The sequence below is a fragment of the Gardnerella sp. KA00288 genome (assembly GCF_049244085.1).
GTDB lineage: Bacteria > Actinomycetota > Actinomycetes > Actinomycetales > Bifidobacteriaceae > Bifidobacterium > Bifidobacterium greenwoodii.
Map to the genome: position 1 here is coordinate 281,016 of NZ_CP058373.1, position 21,662 is coordinate 302,677.

At 44.5% G+C, this 21,662-nt stretch carries 10 protein-coding genes and 1 riboswitch; all 10 genes read left to right on the forward strand.

The window, feature by feature from the left end; translation table 11 throughout:
- Nucleotides 1-8: 8 nt before the first annotated feature.
- Nucleotides 9-118, reverse strand: a riboswitch (TPP riboswitch).
- A gap of 310 nt (nt 119-428) precedes the next feature.
- The 10 genes from HXT52_RS01050 (at nt 429) to HXT52_RS01095 (ending at nt 21,606) form a co-directional block, all read left to right on the forward strand.
- Complete coding sequence (locus HXT52_RS01050; protein WP_375169302.1) at nt 429-1,241, forward strand: hypothetical protein; 813 nt, start codon at nt 429-431, stop codon at nt 1,239-1,241.
- A 45-nt stretch (nt 1,242-1,286) separates the two neighbouring features.
- Nucleotides 1,287-6,011 carry a PD-(D/E)XK nuclease family protein gene (locus HXT52_RS01055; RefSeq protein ID WP_421775996.1) on the forward strand — a complete coding sequence of 1,575 codons (4,725 nt, stop codon included), beginning with the start codon at nt 1,287-1,289 and terminating at the stop codon, nt 6,009-6,011.
- Nucleotides 6,008-10,267, forward strand: coding sequence for an ATP-dependent DNA helicase (locus HXT52_RS01060; protein WP_421775997.1), 4,260 nt, complete (start codon nt 6,008-6,010; stop codon nt 10,265-10,267). The genes HXT52_RS01055 and HXT52_RS01060 overlap by 4 nt, the downstream gene beginning before the upstream one ends.
- Nucleotides 10,268-10,454: 187 nt before the next feature.
- Nucleotides 10,455-11,153 (forward strand): GNAT family N-acetyltransferase, encoded by a 699-nt coding sequence (locus tag HXT52_RS01065; protein WP_019261166.1) that lies wholly within the window; start codon nt 10,455-10,457, stop codon nt 11,151-11,153.
- Between the two features lie 150 nt (nt 11,154-11,303).
- Entirely contained in the window at nt 11,304-12,683 is a 1,380-nt protein-coding gene (locus HXT52_RS01070) for an MFS transporter (RefSeq protein ID WP_421776165.1), read from the forward strand.
- A 101-nt stretch (nt 12,684-12,784) separates the two neighbouring features.
- On the forward strand, nt 12,785-14,581 hold the full coding sequence (locus tag HXT52_RS01075) for a ribonuclease J (protein ID WP_004133687.1): 1,797 nt from the start codon (nt 12,785-12,787) through the stop codon (nt 14,579-14,581).
- A gap of 102 nt (nt 14,582-14,683) precedes the next feature.
- A complete protein-coding gene (gene pepN / locus HXT52_RS01080) occupies nt 14,684-17,299 on the forward strand; it encodes an aminopeptidase N (RefSeq protein ID WP_421775998.1) in 2,616 nt (871 codons plus the stop codon).
- Nucleotides 17,300-17,409: 110 nt separating this feature from the next.
- A complete protein-coding gene (gene glmM / locus HXT52_RS01085; protein WP_308581993.1) occupies nt 17,410-18,822 on the forward strand; it encodes a phosphoglucosamine mutase in 1,413 nt (470 codons plus the stop codon).
- 178 nt (nt 18,823-19,000) lie between these two features.
- Entirely contained in the window at nt 19,001-19,654 is a 654-nt protein-coding gene (locus tag HXT52_RS01090) for a peptide deformylase (RefSeq protein ID WP_004127356.1), read from the forward strand.
- 182 nt (nt 19,655-19,836) lie between these two features.
- Complete coding sequence (locus HXT52_RS01095; protein ID WP_375169308.1) at nt 19,837-21,606, forward strand: hypothetical protein; 1,770 nt, start codon at nt 19,837-19,839, stop codon at nt 21,604-21,606.
- Nucleotides 21,607-21,662: the final 56 nt, after the last annotated feature.

Genomic DNA, 21,662 nt, shown 5'->3' on the forward strand with positions numbered 1-21,662 from the left:
CAGCGTTATCTATTGTCATAATGTTTCCCTTCGCTAGCACTATCTAGATCAGGTCCTACGGATGTAATCTCAGCGCCGCCCGCGATTTTGCGGCGATTGCGCACTCCGAACCATCCTTCGACTATATCTTTTGTTCGTGACTTACTTGCTTTTGCTGGTTACGTGCGTGCTAGGTTCTAAGCTCGTGCTCCAAACGTGCGCGACTTTTCGCGTGTTTGGAGAGTTTGGCGTGGCGTTTTGCTCCAAATGTGGGGAACTTTTCTCGCGTTTGGAGCGTCGCCGCGCGCTTTGCACGTATCTACAAAAATCTCGCCGTATTTTTGCAACTTTTTCTACAGATTTTCGCTTTCCGGTAGTGTAAACATAAATATGGTAAGTAAGTAGGCTATAAATTACCTAATCGACATACGTTACGAAAGCGAGTCAACATGGCAAACAACTCCATTCTAGAGCAACAAACCACAGCTGCTGCCAATCCTCTCGATGTGCGTGAATACGCCACGCGCACTGCAATTCGAGCAATCGCAATAATCGCGTCCGTTTACGGAATGGCAGCTTCGTGGCAAGGTCTTATGACTTTTACTTACTTTACAAATCTTTCTAATCTTATGATTTGTGTAGCTTTGGCTGGTTCTCTTGTACTAGACACTACCTCTTTTATGCGCGCTCGCAATTCTGTAGATTCAGCTGCGCAGCCAGATTCTGCAGAATCTTTCGCATGGTTCGACTCAAAATCCAACGCTTGGTACATTTTTAAATTCATGATGACAATCGCCATTGCAGTAACATTTACGCTTTATCTTTGCTTCTTAGCTCCTACGAATAAGCTAGGTTTTGTTGGTGCGTATATGAGCAACGGTTGTAGTAGTCTTTGCGTTCACGCAATCGCACCGCTTCTTGCAATCGTAGATTTTATACTTTTTGACTATCGCTTCCGTTCAACCAGCGCACACATTTATTTTGCTACTATTCCGCCTTTAGCTTATGTTGCTTATGCTGCAATGCTTAGCGAGTTTGCGGGTGTTCGTTGGGGTGTTCACGCAATGCGTGCGCCTTACAATTTCCTTAATTATGGTGCTCCTGCAGGCTGGTTTGGTTTTGCTCCTCAGACTTTTAACGCCACTACTTTAGGCGTTGGAGTTGCTTATTTGCTTGTTGTGTTTACGCTTATTTTTATTGGTGTTGGCCGTGTATTTCTTGCGTTGAAAGATGCGCGCGCTCGAGCTGTTTTGCAAAATTAGTTAAAACTTGCGCACCACTATTGCCCAATTGGTAGAATTGAGTGTATGTGTGAGGATTCTGCATTACAAGCGCTATTTGATGGCACGTTACGCAATTGTGCTGGGAATTTGACCAGTACGCTGCTAGTTTATGGCGCTCCAAATACTGGAAAAACGCAGTTTGCTGTGCGTGCAACAATTGCGGGATACCAGCGCTGGCCTCATAGCATAACAGCAATGGCAGTGCAAAACAGAAATTTGGCTGCAAGTATTGACAATATTATTATTCGTTCTATTGGAGTAAGTGAGCAGTCGCGTCCGGTTGGAACGTTGGAATCGCTTGCTTTTCGTATTATTTCAGCCAATTGTAAGTTGCAGCATAAGCCTAATCCTAAGCTTCTTAATGGCGCTGAGCAGGATGCTCTTCTTCGCAAAGTTGTGCGCGAGCATATTGAGCATGTTTTTAGGGGAGACAATGGTGATTGCGATGTTTGCCAGCTTTTTCAGGATTATTTTGGGACTCCGCTTTGGGTTTCGCCTTTAACTGGCGTTGGAAATGAGTCTGATGCTTCGCTGAATTCTAAAGACTCAGGCGGCAGCGTTGAAAATAGCAACGTTGAAACCGGCAACGACGAAGATAGTAGTGTTGAAACTAGCAACGCATTTATGCATCAGCTCAGAGATATGCTTGCGCGTTTGGATGAGCTTGGAATTAACGATTCTTCCGACGAACAGTCTGTTTTAGATTCTCTTGATTTTGCAAAATCTACCGCAGAATCTGAAAATATTTTGCCAACTTCTCTTCTGACTGACCGTCGCAGTACGCAGTGGCGTCTTGTTTTTGCGCTTAGATCTGAGTATCGCAAAATGCTTGCAGAGACTTATAAAGGGTCGTTCCGTTTGGATGCTTCTGAGCTTTTGGTTGAAGGTTCAAAAGCTGCTCGCTTGCTTGGTGAAGCGTCTAACATAAATTCTTCAGAAATCCCAGCTCTTCTTGTTGTTGACGATTATCAGGATATTACTCTTGCCGGCTTGAGTTTTGTGGAAACTTTGAGAAGTCTCGGCACGCGTTTGGTCTTGATTGCCAACCCGGACGAGTCCGTTCAAACATTTAGGGGAGCGTACCCGGATTATGCAATTTCTGTTGCTTTGCGTGTGTTTAATGCAGCTGAGCAAACTCTGGAATATGCGATTTCTTCCGATTCTTCTGTTTCTTCCGCGCTAACTTCCGATTCTTCTTCAAATCAGATTTCAGCGCCTTCAATGCGTGATTTGCTTGCTGCTCGCGTTTCTCTTTCCTTGACTTCGCAGTTAAGTACTGCGGTTGCGCTTCCAAATCGACCTTGGAAAATGCCGGCTTTTGTTGGTGCTTTTCCATTGCAGCCGTTGAATCAGCTTACTGATCAGCTTACAGATCAGCCTCAAGCGCAGAATCAAGAGAATGCTCAAAATCAACCTCAAAATCTTCAGAATTCTCAAGATGTGCAAAAATATTTACGGTTAGATGAAGATGGAACAGTAAATACTGCACTTTATCGTTCACAGCGTGAAGAATTAGATTCTGTTATTTGGCAAATGAAGCACGCTCATGTAAAAAATCATCGCAAGTGGAGCGATATGGCGCTTATTGCGCACGATAATTCCACCGTTCGTCTTTTTGGTGAGCAGCTTCGTGTGGACGGTGTTCCAGTGCGTTATTCACTAGTAACTCGACCGTTAAAGGACGAGCCGTTCGTGCAAGGATTGTTTGCGCTTATTGAGCTTGCTCAGTTTGCTCAACGTTGCATTTCTGGGAATCTTGTATCTTGCATTTCGTATAAAATTCAGCGCGGCAAAAGTTTAAAAAATATAGCATTTTGGATTCAATCTCGCGTTAAGTGCATTATGGAAAGTCCTCTTGCGTCAATAGTTCGTAGCGCTCGCGGCTATGTAACTCGCGACTATAACAATCATTCTTATGGTGATTGCGAGTTTGAAACTCCTTCGCAGCTTAAAAATGTTGAGTCGCTTATGCGATCTTTGGCTTCTCTGTCCGCGGTTTTAGATGAGCAAAAAGACGAAAATAATTCGCTTAGCAATCAAAATATTCCTTTAAGAAAGCTTAAGGATTCGTGGGATGAATTTAGGAGTAATCTAAATAACGCCTCTAATAACAGCTCTAATGGTGATTTTAATGTTAATTTAGTTATCAATTTAGATGACGATATTAACGAAGATATGAGTGCTCTTTCGCTAGAGGCGTGCTATCTTCTTTGTTTTGCAGATGTAGCATATTGCAATACTGATTCCCAGCAGTCTGATTCAACAGTGCTAAGTATTTTGCAAAATATGGCTCCTCGAAATCCTAATGTTGCAGCCTTTGTAAAAATCTGGAAAAATGTGCAAACTTTGGCTTTGAAATTTGCCTCTCGCCCAGATTTACGCAACGCTAAATATGCTCTTGGTGAAGCGTGGAATGTTTGCAATGTTGCTGAACGTTGGCAGCGCATGGCTTTGCAGCACAATCGTGAAGGCTATAGGGCAAACGATCGCCTGGATGCTGCAATGCGTCTTTTTGACTACGTTTCTTCGTACAGCGATGAGACAAGTTACGGTTTTGAAGAAGATTTGCAAAATAGCAGCGTTTCATTAGGTTTTGACGACGAAAATTCTGCACTTCCAGCTGATATTAGCGATTTTATAGCGCAGGTTCGTGGCATGGAAATTGAGGCAGATTCTTTAGCTCGAGTAGCTCCTGTGCCAGATGCTGTAACGCTTACAACTCCCGCAGGTGCTGCAGGAAAGCATTGGCCGCTTGTTTGGATGCCAACTTTGCAGCAGCGTGTGTGGCCAAATCTTGCTTCGCGCAGCACAATGTTTGGTGCGGAAAGTTTGGCAAGTATTATGTTGGATTCCAAGCAGCGAGCTATGAGTCAGCAGTTTAATGCGAATGCTACTAATAAATTATCTAAATCGCCTCTATTTATATCTGCAAATCTTCTTGCAGCAAACGATAAATCCTCTGTTTTTGCTGGCGAGCAGCGTAGCTTTTTGCTATCTATTACTCGTGCTACTGAAAGTTTGTATATTAGCGCGCAGTACAGTGATAGTGCTGTTCCAAGCGATTTTCTTTACTATTATTTGCCTGAACGCTACTACAATAACGAAAATTCACGCACGCCTTTTACCGATTTTAAAATTCCTTTCGCAGGCTTAGATATGGATGTTCGCGGATTGGTTTGTGCCGCGCGTGCAAAACTTGTGCGAGATGCTGCCGGTAAGAATAATTGCGATAATGCGAATGAAAATAGCGGAGTTTTAGACGCTGCTAAAGCATTGCGATTATTGCGAGATTCTGGAGTTGATTGCGCCGATTGTAGTCAATGGGATTTTATGAGCGAAATTACAGAAAATTCTTCTGTAGAAAATTCTTCTGCGGAAAATATTTCTACTAAATCTAACAGTACTGTGGTGAGCTTGTCTCCTTCTGCTGTAGACAGTTTATGGGCTTGCCCAGTGTGTGGATTACTGAATCGTCAACTTGCAGGTCCTCAGCCAGGAAGTGCTGCAACGTATTTTGGTACGTTAATTCACGAAACTGCAAGGTGGGCTAGTGAAAATAAGCACTACGATTTTATGGACACTGTGCTTGAAGAATCGCCTGTTAAGGAAGTTGAATCTAAAGAAGTTTCTGTAGATGATTCCCAGTATTCCCAGTATTCCCAGTATTCTGCGCAAGTGGGCCGAATAAACGAAATTGCAAATCGCATGGAAGAGTATTACGAAAGTATTGCTCCCGAACTTGCTGATATTCGAGATGCAAAAGAGCGGTATTCCGCGCTTTCTAGGCAATCTAATATAAGTCGTGCTCTTCATACGATTGCACAATATTTCGTTACGTCTTTTAGTCAGGAAACTTACAATTTTGACGCAAAAAAGTCAGATGATGGCGTTGTTGAATCTATTGCGCCAAGCGAAAAATCTTTAGAAAGTAGCATTGGAAGTCTTTTAGAAGCCTGCTGTGAGATGCCAACAAGCGCTCATTTTGGTTTTGATGACATTGCGCGCGTGCTGAACAATACTTTTAAAGCTGCAAATTTGCAAACCGTTTCTGTTCGCGACTGTTACGAGTTGATGGGAGCATTGGTAGGCGGTTGGCCGGATGGTGCGTGCGAAGATTTGCAATTGCATATTCACGGCAGAATTGATCGACTTGAAAAGCGAAAAAATGCGGACGGTTCAGAAAATATTCGCTTACTTGACTATAAAACCGGAAAAGTTCCTCCTTCAACAGGAGTTTTTAATGATTTGCAATTAGTTTGCTACCAGCTTGCTTTGCTTTTTGCAGACGAAAATCCACTTATTTCCGACTCTAATGCGCCAACAATTACAAGAAGTGTGCTATTTCACGTAGTTGACAACGATTACCCGGCTCAAGACCACAGCGTTGCAGAAAACTTGTATCAACCGCCTCTTTGCATTGCTGACGCTTTGAACAATAAGCCGCTTGAAAGTCGCGCCGGATTCAAAAATATGGCAAGATTGCTGGATTGCCCGCAGTTGGAAGAAATTATGAAAACATGCCCGAAAGGTGTAACTGAGCAAGCTTGGCAGTCATTCCGGTGTTTAAGTGAGACTGCAAAATGGTCTCTTACTATGATTTCGCGCGTTTTCTACGCGGCTGCTGCAGTTCGATCTAAGCAAATTATTGCGCATCCAACTTCGCAGCATTTGAAATATTGCCGTGCAAAACAAGTCTGCCCAGCTTGCGCAGGTCGCATAGATACCGTATACGAGGTGCGTCAATCATGATTGATGAAATGAATAACAAATCTTTGCACGAAAAAGCTCTTCGCGAAGATGCCATTCGCGCAAAATCTCCTCGCAAAAACACGGATAGTGCAGAACAGTCTGCAGCAATTACAGCGCCTGCAAACAAGAATATGATTATTGTTGCTGGAGCTGGCAGCGGAAAAACCTATACTATGACACGTCGTGTTATTGATCTTATTGACCGCGGTGTTGCTCCAGAAAGCATTTTAGGACTTACGTTTACGAATAAAGCTGCGTCGGAATTGTTGGCAAGAGTTGCGCAAGCCGTAAGTCAACATGCGAACGTAGGTAAACAAAGCAGCGTGAATGCGTCATATTCAAACGCATTTTTGAAGCCAGAAGTAATGACTTATGACGCATTCTTTCAGTCAATTGTGCGCCAATATGGTTTGCTAGTAGGTTTTGATCACAATACGCAGCCTCTTAGCGATGCTGGCGCGCGCGAACTAATTAAGCCTCTAGTAAACGAGTATGTTGATAAGCATCCAGAAATTGTGAAATTGTACAAATTTGATGCTCTTGTTGATGACGTTCTTGCGCTCGCTGCAGATATTTCCTGCTCGATGATTGGTCTAAATAGTAGGGGTGAGTCTTTAGACAGCACTTCTTCAGCTGTTTTAGAAATTCAAAATTGGAATAACGCGTGGATTGAACATTTGCAAAAAGCGCTGAGTTCAGCAGAAACCACTAAGATTGTTGCCAAAAAGCCAAGCGCTGTTAAATTGCGTCGCGCAAAAACAGAATCAGACGAAAAATATTTCAAAAAATGCGAAAATTACGGAAAAGAATACGTTGAATACTTAAATATTACGCTAAAAAATACGTGTTACGATTCTTGTAATAAATTATTTGAAGCCGCTAAAAAGCGTGCTGCTTTGCTCGACTTAGTTCTATCTTTTGATTCTGCAAAACGTAGCGCAAATATGGCTCAATTTAGCGATTTTACGATTGCTGCATACCGTTTGGTAACGCATTTTCCTTCTATTGCGGCGCAATATCGAAGACAGTACAGTCAAGTTTTGTTGGACGAGTATCAGGATACTTCCACAACGCAGGCAATGCTGATTGCAACGCTGTTCCATAACTCAAGCGTAGCAATCGGTAAGAGTAGTGAGAGTAATGATAGTTGTGAGAATACTTCAGTTGGTGATTCTTTCGTTAATCAGCAAACACATATTGCTGCAGTTGGAGATCCTTTCCAAGCAATTTACTCATTTAGAGGAGCAAGCTCGGGTGCTTTTAGAAAACTTCAGCAAGCGCTTAATATTGACCAATCAAGCGAGTTTTCTCTTACTCAAACGCGCCGCAATTCTAAGCTTATTTTGCAGGCGGCAAACGCTATTACAAAACCATTGCGTGTGCCGTCTCTTCGCAAAAGTAGTTCGTTGGCTTCGGAAGTAGAAGTCAAAAATCTTCAATATCTTGAAAATGCTCCGCAAGGCAGCGTTAGCGTGCTAAATATGCCTACGCAATATCAAGAAATTGAAGCAGTTGTGCGCTTCGTAAAATATGTAAAACAAAATGCTTTAGCGCAAAACGACAATATTCTAGCTTCTGACTTACAAGCGAGAGCCGCTGTGCTATTTCGCAGCAAAACTAATATTGCAATGTATGAAGAAGCTTTGCAAAAAGCAGGTTTGCGCACTTTAACTGTTGGATATTCCGCTCTTCTCGAAAAACCGGAAGTAAAAGACGTTCTTGCTCTTCTTTCTGCTGTTGCAGATCACACGAATACTTCCGCGCTAATGCGACTTCTTGCCACGCCTCGATTTGCGCTTAGTACTGACGATTTAGAGGCTTTAGCTAATGCTGCAACCGATGAAAACGTTGAGTATGTTTTCAACGCTTTGGCTCAAGCAGGTTTAGTGGATTCTAAAGCTCCGCGCGCATCTTGGGCGAAGCTTGTGCGCGAACAGCAGTCTAAAGGCGCTCAAACAAATAGTGTTCACGGCGGAGTGTTTATTGCGGATGTGCTGCTTGAAGCGTTTAACTCTACTGTATTTGCAAAAAATTCTACGAAAGACACGCTTAATCATCTTAAAAATAAGCTGAGTAGTAAAGCAAATGCAGCAATTCTTCGCGCAGGCAAAGTTCTTGACGCTGTGGAGCGTGCTCAATCTGGAAGCTTGCATGATGTTGTTCGTACTGCTGTTGAAGCGTTAAATATTGATATTGATGTGGCTGTTTCGCGTGCGCTTATGAATGAAAATTCAAGTAATTCAACGCTTCTTAACGATATGCACAGCACGCTTGACGCAATTTCTTCGCTTGCTGACGCGTATTTGCAAGAAATGAGTGATTTTACGCAGCCTACTTTGCGCGGATTTATTGCTTGGATTCAAAATATTGACAAAATTGACGATCAGCCTGCTTCAGTTGACGAGCCTGCAGACGTGGTTTTGATGACGATTCACCAGTCGAAGGGTTTGGAATGGCCTGCTGTTGCAATAGTGGGGCTTAACGAAGGTGCTTTCCCAAGTAGTCAGGGAGATGGTTTGCGCGTAAAGCAAACCAAGCAGGATGGCGTGTATTTTGAAAGCGCGTACGCAACTCTTGAAATCGCATCAAAAGTGCCTGTGCCAATTAGAGTCGATGCGGATATTTTGCCGCGATTTCCTCACGATGCAGATTTGAGTGTTAGTATGAATCCGCAAGAATCCTTGAAAAATATGGAAACCGTTGAAAAAATCGATGCGGAAATCTACGGTTCTCGCGCGCAAGCAATGCTTGATTTAGCCGAAAAATTCTATGAGCGTGAAGATGTTCCAGAAGGAGCAATTCCTGTAGAAGCGCGTCAAATTTACGATGCTGCAATGAAAACCGGAACTCTTCCTCTTTCTCAAGTAGAGGAGCGTGGACGAGCTTTGCACGTTGATGAGAGGCATCTTATGTATGTGGCGTTGACGCGAGCGAAATTTGCGGCTTTGCTTACGTGCAGTCAGTCTAGTGCTATGACGGCGGATGTTAATGGGGAAGATAGTGAAGATGGTGCAGCAAACGCTGCTGGTGCTGCTTCTGGTTCTGCTTCCAATACTTCATATTCTCGCTCAAAAAAGCCTTCTGTTTTTTGGAATGAAGTATTTAAAGAAATGCAAGAATCTTGCGGATCTGTTTCCGAAGTAAAAGTTGATTTAGATGAAGTTGGTTATGCTATTGGAGAGTCTGCTTCTCAGTTTGCTGAATTATTTAGTGAGCCTAGCGAAATTCCTAGCGAAAACAATAATCAGCCATTAGCTTGGCCGAGTGCGTCGAGTGAATATGTGCGAGATGCGCTTAATAAGTCTGCTGAATATTCTGAAATTGCTGAGATTGGTGCAATTGACAAGGCTGGTGCAGTTGACAAGTCTTGCGAAAGTGACAAGCTTGACGAAAATTCGCTACTTTCTAGGGCAGAAGCTTTGTTGCAGGATGCAGATTTGATGCCGAAAATTGATTGGTATCACAATACGGTTGCGCTTAAAAAGAGGGCGGATCAGCTTTCAAAAGTTGAAAATGTAAATGTTACGGCTGTGCAGCGCAGGGCAGTATTTAATCAAAATGCTGACGAAAATAACAACTCTTTCGAAGCGAAAGAAGCTAATCGTTTGCGAAGTGAGTGGATGGCAATTATTCGTCCTATTCCGCGGACTGCTTCTCCTGCATCTGATTTGGGTACGAGATTCCATGCTTGGGCGGAGCAGTTTGTAAATGCGGGTTGCTTGAATAAAAATTCCACTCAAGATGATGTTGTTGAAAATATTTCTGAAAAACTTGCAAAAATCGAAAAAACTGCGCAATCCGAAAAATCAGCTGAACACAAATTACTAATCTGGGAAAAACGTTTAGCTACTTCAAAATGGGCTTATCGTCGACCTATAGCAGCAGAGCAGCCGATTGTTGCACACGTGCCAGAATTAGGCGATCAAATTATTAATGGCAAAATTGACGCAATCTTTGCAGGTGGTTTAGATCCAGAAGATTCAAGTAAATTGTATACAGTAGTTGATTGGAAAACTGGTCGTAAGCCAACTGATCCGCAAGATATTGCGTTAAAACTCGGTCAGCTTGACTGGTATCGTCTGCTTCTTTCGCTTATGACGAACGCTCCACTCGAGGCTATCGATGCCACCCTTTATTATGTGAACGTATCGGATGAAAAACAACGTGAAATTCATGCCGAAGCAAAAACAAAAGATGAAATCCTTGCCGAGTTACACTCTGGCACGTTAATTTCCCTCGATGATGATGACGCATAAATGTTGCTATTGCAATCATTTTGCCGCAACTTATTTGCTGCAATTTTTGTTTGCTGTGCCAGATTTTGCGCCGCGATTGAAACGCATCGTGCATCACTTCGAAAACGTGCAGATTCCTCGTGCAGTGTGTGTGGGCGGGCATACGCACAACATCGATTTGAGTATGAAGTAAGGAAGAATCAGAATTATGAACGTAGAGTTCCGTCCTGTAAAACTTAGCGATATTGACGCAATCGTAAAAGAATACGAACGTACTTGGGGTATTTCGCAACAAGTTGGGAAAGATGCCTCATTAAGTCTTTCTCGCCGCTGCGTATTGCACTATTTGAAGCCTTCAACTCACGGTACTATTGCACAACTCGACGGAAAGTTTATGGGATTGCTTTTGGCGCGCGTTTTTGACGCTCCAGTTTTGTTCCCAGAAGTAAGCCAAATGCTTTTAGAGCAGGATTCTTTTATGAAAGCGAACGCAGATAAAAATTATGCTCGCGCTTTAGAAGAAGCTCATGGCATGCGCGCTTTGGAAACAAAACTTGAAGCAAAATCGCATATTAATAATTTAACTCAAGCAGAATTGGAGCTTTTCCTTGTATCTCCAGATGCTCGCGGTCACGGTGTTGGCGGCGGATTGTGGAAGCATACAATGCATTTGCTTAGAAATAATGGTGTAAATCGCTACTATTTGCACACAGATTCAGCTTGTGACGTGAGTTTTTACGATTATCACGGGCTTAGAAAAGATGCTTCTTGGAAGCGCGAGGATCATATGCTAGAAGCGAAGAATATGAAATCTTTGGTAGATGACTTGTACATTTACTCTGGTGAGCCAATGATTCGTTCAAAGCGTGCAAAAATGGCAACCGCTAGATCTCAAACTAGAGCGTAAACGTAACTTCGAGAAGCTTATTCGTAAGTTTATTTGCGAGTTTATTTGCGAATGTAAAAGTAACAGTTGGGTAATTAAAAAGGAGTAATAAAATTTATGTCGTTTAAAGCGGCAGCAAAGTCTAAAGAAAAAGCAAAGTCTAAAGAAGACATGGAGAAATCCTCAATAATTTCTAAATATTCTAGACTTTTTTCATTGAGCGGCGCTAAAGCGTTTTGCATTTCGGGGGCAATTGCGCGCTTACCAATGTCAATGATCGGTTTGGGAATTGTTTTGGCATTAAACCATTTGTATAACAATTGGACTGTAGCTGGAGCAATGGCCGCATCCTACGTTCTTGCGCAGGCTGCAGTAACGCCAGTTTATGCAAAACTTTTTGACAGATTTGGTCAGCGAAAAGTTGGTGTTATTGCGCTTAGTGCACAGGTTATTGCAATGATTTCGTTTGCGTTTGCGGCCTTGTTTAGAGTTCCGCTAGCGCTGCTTTTTGTTCTTGCGATTGCGATGGGTGTGACGCAATTTGCTTTTGGAGCGTTGGTGCGTACTCGTTGGGCTTACACTCTGCGCGCGGAAGATGACGATTCTCTATTAAATGTTGCGTATGCGCTTGAGTCTGGAATTGATGAAATTGTGTTTATTCTAGGCCCTATTTTGGCCGCATGGCTGGCTACTTCTGTGCACCCAGTTTCGCAATTATTTGTGCCAGTTTTAGCGAGCGGACTGGGTGGAGCCTGGTTCTTTTCGTTAAAAAATACTCAGCCTGCAGTGCTTAAAATCGTGGAAGTGCCAACGGCTGCAGCCGAAGATGTAGACGTTATGATTGCATCTCAAAAAGAAAGCGAAATCTCTGCAGCCGAATCAGAATCGCAAAAACAAAATCCTAAGCGCAAATTTATTGACAAATTCAGTCTTAAACAATTGCATAATCATCATGCAAAAAAGAGCGGTAAAAACGTGCTTTTATACCGTGGAATTATTCCTCTTGTGCTCATGTTTATTGTGTTCAACATGAGCTTTAGCGCGTTTGACGTGTCGGTGACGGCTGCAATGAAATCGCAAGGTCTTGATCATTTTATTGGCATGCAGCTTGCACTTTTTGCGTGCGGATCTCTTGTGGGCGCAATAATTTTCGGCTCGCACAAATTCCGCGGATCTAACTGGTCGCATCTTATTGTATTTTTGACGGTGCTGACTATTGGTTACGTGCTTATGAGCTTGAATATTGACAGGCTTATGCTTATGAGCGTTTTTGAGGTGCTTTCTGGACTTTGCGTATCGCCAATTTTCGCAACTGGAAATCTTATTGTGAAGGCAACTGTACCTGAAGAATCGCTTACGGAAGGTCTTTCGTGGCTGCCGACAGCTTCTGCGGTAGGAGCATCTCTTGGGTCGATGGCGGCAGGTACTGCAATTGACGCATGGGATTCGCACGGCGGAATGATGGTTCCGTGGATGTCTACTCTGGTTGCAATTCCTATAGCCGCGTTTGGTTGGTTTATTGTGGTTGTGCTTAAACGACCTAAAGCGTAAGTGTGAGTAGTTTATGTCGGTTTTAGACGCAAAAGCTGAGTTGAGTCCTAACGGTACACTAGGAAGAAGTGCGCAATAGCGCAAGATGTAGTGAGATGAATATGACAACTGAATTAAAAAAGAATACAGAAACCCGCAAAGAAAAGGGTAATTCCTCGCGTCGCAATGCAAATGCGCTGCCTCCTGTAGTGAACGATCAGCGTGAAGGAGCGCTTATTGCTCCACCAAAATATCGCAAAGGTTCAATGCGAATCGTACCTCTTGGCGGTTTGGGCGAAATCGGCCGAAATATGAACGTGATTGAATATAACGGCCACATACTTCTTATTGATTGCGGTGTGCTGTTCCCGGAAGAAGAGCAGCCTGGCGTTGATTTGATTTTGCCTGATTTCCACTATATTCAAGATCGTCTTGATAAGGTTGAAGCTTTAGTTTTGACGCACGGTCACGAAGATCATATTGGTGGCGTGCCGTATCTTCTTAAGATGCGACCGGATATTCCGCTGATTGGCTCTAAGCTTACTTTGGCTTTTGTTGAAGCAAAGTGCCAGGAGCATCATATTGAGCCGAAACTTACTCGCGTTGAAGGCCGCGATAAGATGAAAGTAGGTCCGTTTAATCTTGAGTTTATTACGGTGACGCATTCGATTCCGGATGCTCTTGCTGTTTGTGTTAAAACGCCTGCTGGAACTTTGATAGATACTGGCGACATTAAGCTAGATCAGCTTCCTCTTGACCATCGCATTACTGATTTAGTTGAGTTTGGTCGATTAGGCGAGCAGGGTATTGATTTACTTATGGCTGATTCCACAAACGCTGAAGTTCCGGGATTTGTGAAGCCTGAAACCTCGATTGGCCCGGCTTTGGATCGCGCTTTTGCTGAAGCTACGCGCAAGATTATTGTTGCTAGCTTCTCAAGCCACGTGCATCGCGTGCAGCAAGTGGTTGACGCAGCTCACAAGTTTGGCAGAAAAGTTGTGTTTGTTGGCCGCTCTATGGTTCGCAATATGTCTATTGCCGCAGACCTTGGTTACTTGCATATTCCTGAAAACACGGTTGTGGATTTAAAGCAGGCCAAGGATGTTCAAGACGACAAGCTCGTGTACATGTGCACCGGTTCTCAAGGAGAGCCAATGGCAGCTCTTGGGCGTATTGCGGACGGCAATCACCGAGATATTACTGTTAATGAGTTTGACACTGTTATTCTTGCAAGCTCGCTTATACCAGGAAACGAGCACGAAGTTTATAAGGTTATTAACAAGCTTGTGCAGTTGGGTGCTCGCGTAATCAACAAAGATAACGCTGCAATTCACGTGTCTGGTCACTGCAACGAAGGCGAGCTTTTGTACTTGTACAACATTGTGAAACCAAAGTGCGCTATGCCAATTCACGGCGAGCATCGTCACTTGGTTGCAAACGGATTGATTGCTGTAAAAACTGGCGTTGATCCAAAGAATGTTGTTTTGGCAGAAGATGGTGACGTGGTTGATTTGTACCACGGAAACGCTGCAGTCGTTGGTTCTGTGCCTTGCGGATACGTTTATGTTGATGGCGATTCTGTGGGCGAGCTTACAGATGAAGAGCTTGAAAAGCGCAGGATTTTGGGCACAGAAGGCTTTGTGTCAAGCTTTGTTGTGGTTGATACCGCCAATGCGAATGTGGTTTCTGGCCCGAAGATTTTCTTGAACGCTGTTGCTGAAGACGAGGCTGATTTTGAGAAGGTTCGTCACCAAATTGTTGAGCAGTTGCAGGATGCGATGATGCGCGGTGAGCACGATACTTATAAGTTGCAGCAGATTATGCGACGCACTTTGGGTAGTTGGGTTGCTCGCGCTTTACGCAGGAAGCCAATGCTTGTGCCGGTAGTTGCGGATATTGCAGAAAATAATCAAATATAATAAAAAATATCAAAAATAAAGAAAATATTCGCAATTATTCGTAAATAGCTGAAAATAATCGTAAATATAATCAAAAATAAGAAAAATATAAGGAAGGTATATATGCCAGGAGCAAATCTGACTCGTGTAGAAGCTAAAGAGCGTTTCGACGCTATCAAAATGCCAATTCATTACGATGTTGCGCTTGATTTAGGAAAGGGCGGCAGCGATTTTACTTCGCGCACGAAGATTGAGTTCGACGCTAAAGCTGGAGAGTCAAGCTTCCTTGATTTGATTGCAAACAGCGTAGAATCCGTAGTGTTAAACGGCACTTCTCTTGACGTTTCTAAAGTTTTTGCAGACAGCCGAATTGAGCTCGAAAATCTTCTTGAACACAATACTGTAGAAGTTGTAGCAAACTGCCAGTATTCCAACACGGGCGAAGGTTTGCACAGAAGCGTGGATCCTTCCGACGGAAACGTTTATTTGTATACTCAGTTCGAAGTGCCAGATGCTCGCCGCGTTTATGCTGTGTTTGACCAGCCAGATTTGAAGGCTGTTTTTGACTTTACGGTGGACGCTCCAGAGAGCTGGATTGTGACTTCCAATATGCCAGTTAAAAGTGAAACTGCGATTGAAGGCCACAAGACGGAAGATGGCACTTTGGAAAATGGCGCTGTAGAAGGCATGAAGCGCTGGGTATTCGAGTCAACTCCAAAGATGAGCTCCTACTTAACTGCTATCTGCGCAGGCCCTTACGCCGAGTGGCACACGTCTTACAACAATGAGGATGGCCGCGTAGTGCCAATGGCAATGTACTGCCGCCAAGCACTTAAAGACGCTTTTGCAAAAGACGTTGACTACTTGTTCGATATTACGAAGAAAGGCTTTGCTTTCTACGCTAAGACTTGGGGAGTGCCATACCCATACGCAAAGTACGATCAGATTTACGTGCCAGAATACAACGCTGGAGCTATGGAAAACATTGGTATGGTTACGATTCGCGACCAGTACGTGTTTGAATCCAAAGTTACGGACGCTTATGCTGAGCGCCGCGTTGTAACCGTTTTGCACGAGCTTGCGCACATGTGGTTCGGCGACTACGTAACCATGAAGTGGTGGAACGATCTTTGGCTTAACGAATCCTTCGCAGAATTCACTTCTACTCTTGCTACTGCTGAAGCAACGGAATGGCATGACGCTTGGAGCACTTTCAATTCCGGCGAAAAAAGCTGGGCGCTTAATCAAGATCAGCTTCCAACAACGCACCCAATCGTGGCTCCAATCAACGATTTGAACGACACTTCCGTCAACTTCGACGGCATCACCTACGCAAAGGGCGCTTCCGTTTTGAAGCAACTTGTGGCGTATGTTGGTCGCGAAAAGTTCTTTGAAGGAATTCACAACTACTTGAGCAAGCACGCTTATAGCAACGCAACTTTGGCTGATTTGTTGCACGAGTTAGAGCTTACAAGCGGACGCGATCTTAAGGCGTGGAGTGCTCAGTGGCTTGAAAAAGCTGGAATTAACACGATTTCTACTGAAGTCGAAGAGGCTGGCGACGGCACTATTGCTTCTTTGCGTTTGCGTCAGAGCGCTCCAGCTGAGCATCCTGTTCTTCGCGCACACCGTTTGGCTGTTGGATTCTACAATGTGGACGAAGCAACTGGCGAAATTAAGCGCACAAAGCGAATCGAACTTGACGTTGACGGCGAAGTGACGGAAGTTGTTGAGGCTCGCGGCGAAAAGATGCCAGCGCTTATTCTTGTAAACGACGACGATTTAACTTACACGAAGCTACGTTTCGACGAAAAGTCGCTTGAATTTGCTGCCGAAAACTTGTATCGTTTCAAGGATTCTTTGACTCGCTCGCTTATTTGGCTCGCATTGTGGGATATGACTCGCGACGCAGAATTCCCAGCAGAACGCTTTGTGGAATTAAGCCTTAAAGCTTTGGCAACTGAGCGCGAATCAACTACTTTCCGCTATGCTCTTGGCCAAGTAAAAGTAACTGCAAGCCACTACGTAGTTCCAGAGCGTCAAGCAGAAGTCGCAAAGCATGTTGCTCACGAATTGTGGCAGTTGGCTTTAGCGGCTAACGCAGGCTCGGATGAACAGTTCCAGTTGCTCAAGGCTTATCTTGGATACGGCGAAGTTGGAGATGCTGAGTTTGTGCGCGTAGCTAAAGGATTGCTCGACGGTTCCGTGAGTTTGGAGGGCTTGGAAATCGACAACGACTTGCGTTGGAGTATTCTTATTGCGCTCGCAGGCGTAAACGCTTTGGACGAAGCTGGAATTGACGCTGAACTTCAAAAGCGAGACACGACTGAGAATCGTGAGTATGCATATCAGGCTCGTGCAGCTCGCTCAACTGCAGAAGCTAAGGATTGGGCTTTTGAACAGGCTTTGCGCAATCTCGATTTGACTAATATGCAAATGGGCGCTGTGGTTGCTGGATTTGCAAGCACAGCTAAAGGCGATTTGGTTAAGCCTTATGTTGAGCGCTACTTTGCGGAAGTTGAGTGGATTTGGAAGAACCGCACATTCCATATGGCTGAGGCTCTGATTGAGGGCTTGTATCCTGTGTATGCACCGGTTGAGGAACTGGTTGAGCGCGGTGAAAAGTGGCTTGAGGAGCATAAGGATGCGGATCAGGCTTTGCGACGTATGGTGCTCGGTGGTCTCGATTCTTCTCGCCGCACGCTTAAAGTGCAGCGCTACAACGCTTCCTTGCGCTAGCGCGTCATGTAATGCTACGAGTAAGATTGCAAGCAGTGTGTGACGCGCTAGTATGCAATGTTGTTTGCTTGCGCGCAGGATGAAGTGATTTTTGCGAAAGAGGCTTTATTATGCCAAGGATGTTTGGTACGGATGGCGTGCGTGGATTAGCAAATCGCGATTTAACAGCGCAACTTGCGTTAGATTTAGGTGACGCTGCAGTTCGAGTTTTGGGAGATAAGCATGCGCCGGTTTCGTCTAGTGCTACTGAAAGCGATACTTCATCTCACGCTCGTCGCCGCGCTCTTATTGGCAGAGATACGCGCGTTTCCGGAGATTTTCTAGCTTCTGCTCTTGCTGCTGGCATGAGCGCTGGCGGTTTTGATGTTATTGATGCCGGAATTATTCCAACTCCTGGCGTTGCATTCTTAACTTCCGTGCTAAACGTTGAAATGGGTGCGGTTATTTCCGCCTCGCATAATCCGATGCCAGATAACGGCATTAAATTCTTTGCGCGCGGAGGTTTTAAGCTTCCAGATAGCAAGGAAGATGAGATTGAGGCTGTTCTTGGTCAAGATTGGGAGCGCCCAACAGGCGCTGGTGTTGGTCGAGTCAGCCACGATACTACTACCGCAACAAACCTTTATATTGATCACTTGGTTTCTGCTGTTGCGCCTTTAAGCAATGGTTCTACTACGCGTACAAAGCCTCTTGCAGGTTTGCGTGTTGTGGCAGATTGTGCCAATGGCGCTACTTCCGTTGTAGCTCCTGAAGCTCTTCGCAGAGCAGGCGCGGAAGTAATCGTAATTAACGCTTCTCCTGACGGATACAATATTAACGATCACGCAGGTTCGACTCATCCCGAGCAGTTGCAAGCCATGGTTAAAGCTTCTAAGGCTGATTTAGGTGTTGCGTTTGACGGTGACGCCGACCGTTGCTTAGCTGTTGACGAGAACGGCAATATGGTTAATGGTGATCAGATTATGGGCATTCTTGCGCGCGCAAAGCAGGCTGAAGGTAAGCTGAATCACGATACGCTTGTTGTAACAGTAATGAGCAATCTCGGCTTAAAGCTTGCTCTTAAAGATATGGGTATTGCAACCGTTCAAACAAACGTCGGCGATCGCTACGTTTTGGAAGAAATGCTTAAGCATGATTATTCACTCGGTGGCGAGCAGTCTGGTCACGTTATTAATCGCGAATTTGCAACCACCGGCGATGGTACTCTTACTGCTTTGACTTTGTGCCGTGAAGTTGTGCGTTCAGGCAAGAAACTTTCGCAAATGGCTGCAGACTTCCCGCAGCTTCCGCAGGCTCTTGTAAACGTTCCAAATGTAGACAAAATGGCTTCCAAAACTAACGCCGCTGTTCTTGCGGCGGTGGAGAAAGAGTCGAAACTTCTTGGAGATACAGGTCGCGTTCTTCTTCGTCCTAGTGGTACCGAGCCGCTTGTGCGCGTTATGTGCGAGGCTGCAACTCAGACTCAGGCAGATGAGGTTTGTGCTCGTCTTGCCCAAGTTGTGGTTGATAATCTGAAGTTATAAGTTTGCTTATTTTTTTGCGTTTGCTATTTGCTCACATTCCACTCGGCTCTAGCAGTGCGCAAATAATTTTGATACACTTATATCTTTAGTGCTGCTTTCAAATTCTGCTCGCGGCATGTAAATTTTGTAGATTTTCGCGTTACTGTGCGCGTTATTTAAAACGGTGAAAAGGAGTCCTATGTTTACGCATCACGCAAGTGTCGATACTAAGCTCAGTCGCGCTGTTGAGCGCTTGCTTGATTCCGCTACAGAGGACGGTATTTTGCCGATTGTGCAAGCTGGTGAGCCAGTTCTTCGTCAGCGCACTGTTGCTTATGACGGCCAGCTTACACGTGCAACTCTTACTAAGCTAATTTCATTAATGCACAGCACAATGTTGGAAGCTCCGGGAGTTGGTTTGGCTGCTCCGCAGATTGGTTTAGGTCTTGCGATTGCCGTTATTGAAGATCATGTTCGTGACGATGAAGACGATCCTCGAGACATTGCAGAGCTTCCGTTTAGAGCGATTATTAATCCGCATTATGAGCCTATTGGTACTCAAACTCGCAGTTTTTACGAAGGCTGCTTGAGTGTTTCCGGCTATCAGGCTGTTCGTCAGCGTTGGCTTGACGTTCAGGCAACTTGGCAGGATGAGGACGGCAAACAACATTCCGAGCGTTTGCACGGTTGGCCTGCGCGTATTTTCCAGCACGAAACTGATCATCTTCGCGGCGAACTTTATATTGATCGTGCAGAAATGCGTTCGCTTTCTACCGACGAGAACCTTGAAGATTATTGGGCAGATGAAGCAGTTCCAGTAGCTGCCGCTCGCACGCTCGGTTTTGCAATCTGAATATTTTTTATTCTTTTATTCTTTTGTAATAGTCGTAGCTAGAATATCGTTTTTTATATTTTAGAAAATTATTTGCGATATTAAGTTTGTTCATTGCAATAGTGTAATAGAATATTTGTATGCGTTTTTACTTTTTAAGGTATGCGCGCGTGATTGTTACGTTATTAAAGAAGGATTGAAGAGTGAAAGTATGTAATAAATGCGGTACTCAAAATATTGATGCTGCAAAATTCTGCAAAGGATGCGGTAATAAATTAGAGGCATCGCAAGGTGCTCCAGCTCAGCAAGGTGCAGGCATGCAGATGCCACAAGGTGCACAGATGCCTCAAGGTGCACAGATGCCTCAAGGTATGCGTCCAACTAATCAGCGAATGCGCGCACCTATGAATATGCCAAATAATATGCCGATGCAAGCTAATATGAATGCGCAAATGCAGGCTCCTAATCAGCATCCTAATCAGGCTCCAATGCAGCAGCCAGCTCATGCTCCTATTAATGCTCCTATGCAAGCTCAAGAGCAGTATACTACGCAGTTCCCAGTGCAACGTCCGATGCATGCTCCGACTCAGCCTAATCCAATGAGTGTTGATCAGGCTCAGAAGTTTAATCAACCTAATAGTGAGTCTGCTTCTAACTTGCAAAATTTGGTTGCAGAATCGGAAAATAAGCTTGATGAGCCGGTTGAAGAAACTAAGACTTTTGAGGAGGTTAAGCCGGTTGAAACTAAGCCGGTTGAGGAGGTTAAGCCGGTTGAAACTAAGCCGGTTGAAGATGCAAAACCAGAAGTTTCTGCTAAGCCGGAAGATTCTTCTAAGCCAAATGAGTCTGCTAAGGCGGATGTTAAACCAACGAACGAACAGCAAATTCATCAGCCTATGCCGGGTCAGCCTATGAATGGTAAGCCTGCACCTGAAAATCCTATGCATGGCAATCCTATGCCAGCAAATCCTATGCAGGGCCGACCAGCCCAGATGCCTGGCCAGCCTATGGGAAGACCGGGTCAGCCAATGCAAGCTCGTCCAGGTAACCCTATGCAGGGTCGTCCAATGCCTGGCCAACCTATGCCTGGCCATCCTATGCAAGGCCATCCTATGCAAGGCCATCCTATGCAAGCAAATCCTATGCCGGGCCGTCCAGGCCAACCAATGCAGGGCCGTCCTGGTCAGCCTATGCAAGGACTCCCAGGTAATCCTATGCAGGGTCGTCCAACGCCTGGCCAGCCAATGCCTGGCCAGCCTATGCAAGGCCATCCTATGCCACAACCTATGCCAGGGCATCCAATGCCGGGCCAATTTGGTTTCCCTGCAAATCAGCCGCATCAAGGACAAGAAATTAACTTCTTCGTTTGGGTTATGAATGTTTTAAAGAATCCTTCTCGCCAATACAATGTGTCTATAGTATATGCCGGTTGTGTTTTTGCTGTAAGCGCATTGTTATCTGGAATTCAGTCCTATTTAACAGCGCACTATGGTGTGACTGCATTAAGTTCTTTGATTAACTCAGGTGGCAATTTTGGAACTTCGTTTGCGCAGTCAACAAGTTTTGCAAGCGGAATGCCTCCTATTTCCGTCTTCTTTGCGCAGCTTGTGTCCTCAATTCTTTTCACATACATAACTTTCGCTGTGGCGATTATGGGTGCAAAAATGTTTGGAGACGAAATTCCTATTCCTATTTTGCATATGCAGTTTGCACACAAGATGATTCCTATAGTTGCAATTCAGATTTGCGCAGTGCTTCTAAGCGTTGTTACATTAGCAGTTCCTTCTATTTTTGTGCAGAGCTTTGCTTCAATTTTGTTGCTTCTGCTGCCGTTCTCGTTTGTAAGCCATTCGAGATACACGCGCAAGATGGACCGCGGATGGATGTGGATTATCTTCGTATTTACTGTGGTTGTTATTTTCGTTATTTTGTACGTAATGACTGCAGGAATAGTAGGAAGTATGATGTCTTAACGCTTTAGCTTAAGTAAAAAGCCGACCCCACAAAATCGTAGGGCCGGCTTTTTGCA

What these genes read in the sequence shown, in the direction of transcription:
- glmM (WP_308581993.1), top strand. Translation starts at nt 17,410, where the DNA reads ATGCCAAGGATGTTTGGTACGGATGGCGTGCGTGGATTAGCAAATCGC.
- HXT52_RS01055 (WP_421775996.1), top strand. Translation starts at nt 1,287, where the DNA reads ATGTGTGAGGATTCTGCATTACAAGCGCTATTTGATGGCACGTTACGC.
- HXT52_RS01075 (WP_004133687.1), top strand. Translation starts at nt 12,785, where the DNA reads ATGACAACTGAATTAAAAAAGAATACAGAAACCCGCAAAGAAAAGGGT.
- HXT52_RS01060 (WP_421775997.1), top strand. Translation starts at nt 6,008, where the DNA reads ATGATTGATGAAATGAATAACAAATCTTTGCACGAAAAAGCTCTTCGC.
- HXT52_RS01070 (WP_421776165.1), top strand. Translation starts at nt 11,304, where the DNA reads ATGGAGAAATCCTCAATAATTTCTAAATATTCTAGACTTTTTTCATTG.
- pepN (WP_421775998.1), top strand. Translation starts at nt 14,684, where the DNA reads ATGCCAGGAGCAAATCTGACTCGTGTAGAAGCTAAAGAGCGTTTCGAC.
- HXT52_RS01065 (WP_019261166.1), top strand. Translation starts at nt 10,455, where the DNA reads ATGAACGTAGAGTTCCGTCCTGTAAAACTTAGCGATATTGACGCAATC.
- HXT52_RS01050 (WP_375169302.1), top strand. Translation starts at nt 429, where the DNA reads ATGGCAAACAACTCCATTCTAGAGCAACAAACCACAGCTGCTGCCAAT.
- HXT52_RS01090 (WP_004127356.1), top strand. Translation starts at nt 19,001, where the DNA reads ATGTTTACGCATCACGCAAGTGTCGATACTAAGCTCAGTCGCGCTGTT.